The organism is Methylobacterium ajmalii (genome assembly GCF_016613415.1).
Taxonomy (GTDB): Bacteria; Pseudomonadota; Alphaproteobacteria; order Rhizobiales; family Beijerinckiaceae; genus Methylobacterium; species Methylobacterium ajmalii.
On the sequence record NZ_JACWCT010000046.1, the window covers coordinates 1 to 3,049 of the forward strand.

The window sequence follows — 3,049 nt, forward strand, 5'->3', positions numbered from 1 at the left end:
GGGCTTCTGTGGTTCGCCCTCGCCTGCGAGGTTGAGGATCCCGCACTGGTCGCGCTGGCCGAATGGATCATGGCGGCCGAGGACGCCACGGCGGCGCCTCTGCGCGATGGGCTTGGCGCACCGCTGCCCGGCGACTGGCTCCTAGGCACGACCGTGTTCAACCTGAACCATGATCTCTGGTGCCTGCTCGGTGCCCGGCTGCCCAAGCGGCTGTCCCCACGGCACGGCCCTCAGGTGGTGGAGGCGGTCTGCCTGATCTCGGCGATGATTGTTCATCCCCCTGGTGACTGAGATGCCGAGCATGACCGATCGGCCGCTATGGGTCGAAAGCCGCCCCTCACAACGTCGAGCTAGCAGGGGAGCATCCTTATCATGACGTCCCCCTTCCACGAGGTGCGCTTTCCCCTCGCCCTGTCCTACGGCTCCCGCGGCGGGCCGGAGCGGCGCACCGAGATCGTGACCCTCGGCTCCGGCGACGAGGAGCGGAACAGCCTCTGGCGCCACGCCCGTCGCCGCTACAATGCCGGGCCCGCCCTGCGCTCGGCCGAGGACGTCGCGACGCTCCTCGCCTTCTTCGAGGAGCGTCGCGGCCCCCTCTACGGCTTTCGCTGGCGCGACACCTTCGACCACAGCTCCGCTGCTCCCGGTCAGACCCCCGCCCCCACCGACCAGCGCCTCGGCACCGGCGACGGCACCACCCGGCTGTTTCCCCTCGCCAAGACCTACGGCGCCGCCTTCGCCCCCTATGCCCGACCGATCACCAAGCCGGTCGCCGGATCGGTCGCGATCGCAGTCGGCGGCGTCGCGCTCGGGGCCGCCGCCTTCACCCTCGACGCCGCCACCGGCCTCGTCACCCTGAAAGCGGCGCCCGCCGCGGGCGCGATCGTCACCGCGGGTTTTCTCTTCGACGTGCCGGTGCGCTTTGCCACCGATCGCATCGAGGTCGACCACCAGGCCCTGCGCGCCGGCCTCGTCGCCGACATCCCGGTCATCGAGATCCGCCGGTAGCCCCCATGAAGATCCTCTCTCCCTCCCTCGCCGCAAGCCTCGCGAGCGGGGTCACCACGCTGTGCCAATGCTGGATCGTCACCCGCACCGACGGCCTGCGCCTCGGCTTCACCGACCACGACGAGGACCTGGTGGTCGACGGCGTGACCTGCTCGGCCGAGAGCGGCGCCACCGGCACCGCCGTGGAGCAGGGCACCGGCCTCTCGGCCGACAGCCTGGAGATCGTCGGCGCCCTCACGAGCGGGCGCCTGGCGGAGAGCGAGCTCGCCCGCGGCCTGTTCGACGGCGCCGCGGTCGCGGTGTGGCGGGTCGATTGGGCGAACCCGGACGATCGGGTGCTGATCCTGTCGGGCACCGTGGGCGAGGTCTCGCGCGGGCCCACCGCCTTCACGGCGGAGGTGCGGGGTCTCGCCGATCGCCTCAACCAGCCCCGCGGCCGGGTCTACCAGCGCTCCTGCGACGCGCTGCTGGGGGATGCCCGCTGCGGGGTCGATGCCGGGGCCGCCGCGATCCGCGGCGCCGGCACGGTCGCGACGGTGAGGAGCGCCCGCAGCGTCACGGCTTCCGGCCTCTCCGCCTACGTCTCCCGGTGGTTCGAGGCCGGCCGGCTGGTCTGGACCTCCGGCGCCAACGCGGGCGCCGCGGTCGAGGTGCGGGCGCACGGCCTCGCCGGCGGGCTCGCCAGCCTCGACCTGTGGGAGCCGATGCCGGCCCCGATCAGCCCCGGCGACACGTTCCAGGTCACTGCCGGCTGCGACAAGTCCCTGGCGAGCTGCCGGGACAAGTTCGCCAACGTCCTCAACTTCCGCGGCTTCCCGGACCTTCCGGGCAACGACTACGCCGTGGCCTTCGCGGTGCAGGGGGCAGACAATGACGGAGGCCGCCTCGGCTGACACGCGGGCGCGCATCGTCGCGCTGGCCCGCACCTGGCTCGGCACGCCCTACCACCACCAGGCCAGCGTCCGGGGCGCGGGCTGCGACTGCCTCGGCCTGCTGCGGGGCGTCTACGCGGCGCTCTACGGCGCCGAGCCGGAGGTGCCGCCGCCCTACTCCCCGAGCTGGGCCGAGGACCGGGGGCGGGAGACGCTGCGGGAGGCCGCCGCCCGCCACCTGGTGGCGCTCGCGCCCGACGCGGCCGAGCCCGGCGACGTGCTGCTGTTCCGCTGGCGGGACGGGCTGCCGGCGAAGCACTGCGCGATCGTCACCGGCCCCGCCCACATGATCCACGCCTATGACGGCCATGCGGTCCTGGAAACCTGGATCCCGCCGGCCTGGTCCCGGCGCATCGCCTACGCCTTCCGGTTCCCCGCGATCCGACCCGATCCCGCGCCGGCTTCCTCGCCCACCCCCTCGCCGGAGCCCCCCTCATGAGCACGCTCGTCCTCTCGGCGGTCGGCCAGGCGGCCGGCTCCGCCCTCGGCGGCCCGATCGGCGGCGCCCTCGGCCAGGCGCTCGGCGCCGCCGGCGGCGGCGCCCTCGACCGCGCGCTGTTCGGGTCCCGCCCCAAGCCGCAGATCAACATCGGGCCGCGCCTGGCGGATCTCCACGTCACCGCCTCGACCGAAGGGGCGGCCATCTCGCGCGTCTTCGGCCGGGTCCGCGTCGGCGGGCAGATCATCTGGGCGACCAAGATCAAGGAAGTCCAGAAGGTCGAAAAGGTGAAGTCCGCCGGCGGCAAGGGCGGCGGGGGGCAGAAGCAATTCAACGTGACGTATTCGTACAGCGTCAGCGTGGCGATTGCTCTGTGCGAAGGCCCGATCGTCGCCGTGGGCCAGGTCTACGCAGACGGCAAGCCGATCGCGCTCGCCGCCTACGGCGCCCGGGTCTATCTCGGCGACGAGGCGCAGGGCCCGGACCCGAAGATTGCCGCCATTGAGGGCGCCGACAACGCCCCGGCCTATCGGGGCCTGGCCTACATCGTGTTCGAGGACCTGCCCCTGGCGGGCTTCGGCAACCGGGTGCCGGTTCTCACCGCCGAGGTGATCCGGCGGGCGCCCAACGCCTCCGGCCGGCCGGCGCTCGAGGACCTGGTGACGGCGGT

The 3,049-nt window shown here is 73.2% G+C and carries 3 protein-coding genes and 2 pseudogenes; all 5 read left to right on the top strand.

The genetic code is table 11. The annotated features are described in order from the left end of the window. Nucleotides 1-291 (top strand): annotated as a pseudogene (locus tag HPY23_RS08800) (hypothetical protein); the annotation flags it as partial. 81 nt (nt 292-372) lie between these two features. After that, nucleotides 373-1,008, top strand: a complete 636-nt coding sequence (locus HPY23_RS08805; RefSeq protein ID WP_200647361.1) for a DUF2460 domain-containing protein — start codon at nt 373-375, stop codon at nt 1,006-1,008. Between the two features lie 5 nt (nt 1,009-1,013). Continuing rightward, nucleotides 1,014-1,901 carry a DUF2163 domain-containing protein gene (locus tag HPY23_RS08810; protein WP_200649592.1) on the top strand — a complete coding sequence of 296 codons (888 nt, stop codon included), beginning with the start codon at nt 1,014-1,016 and terminating at the stop codon, nt 1,899-1,901. Beyond that, nucleotides 1,879-2,379 (top strand): NlpC/P60 family protein, encoded by a 501-nt coding sequence (locus HPY23_RS08815; protein ID WP_200649593.1) that lies wholly within the window; start codon nt 1,879-1,881, stop codon nt 2,377-2,379. Before HPY23_RS08810 ends, HPY23_RS08815 begins: the two co-directional genes overlap by 23 nt. Next, a pseudogene (locus tag HPY23_RS08820) lies at nt 2,376-3,049 on the top strand (baseplate multidomain protein megatron); the annotation flags it as partial. The gene HPY23_RS08815 and the pseudogene HPY23_RS08820, both read left to right, overlap by 4 nt.

What these genes read in the sequence shown, in the direction of transcription:
- HPY23_RS08810 (WP_200649592.1), top strand. Translation starts at nt 1,014, where the DNA reads ATGAAGATCCTCTCTCCCTCCCTCGCCGCAAGCCTCGCGAGCGGGGTC.
- HPY23_RS08815 (WP_200649593.1), top strand. Translation starts at nt 1,879, where the DNA reads ATGACGGAGGCCGCCTCGGCTGACACGCGGGCGCGCATCGTCGCGCTG.
- HPY23_RS08805 (WP_200647361.1), top strand. Translation starts at nt 373, where the DNA reads ATGACGTCCCCCTTCCACGAGGTGCGCTTTCCCCTCGCCCTGTCCTAC.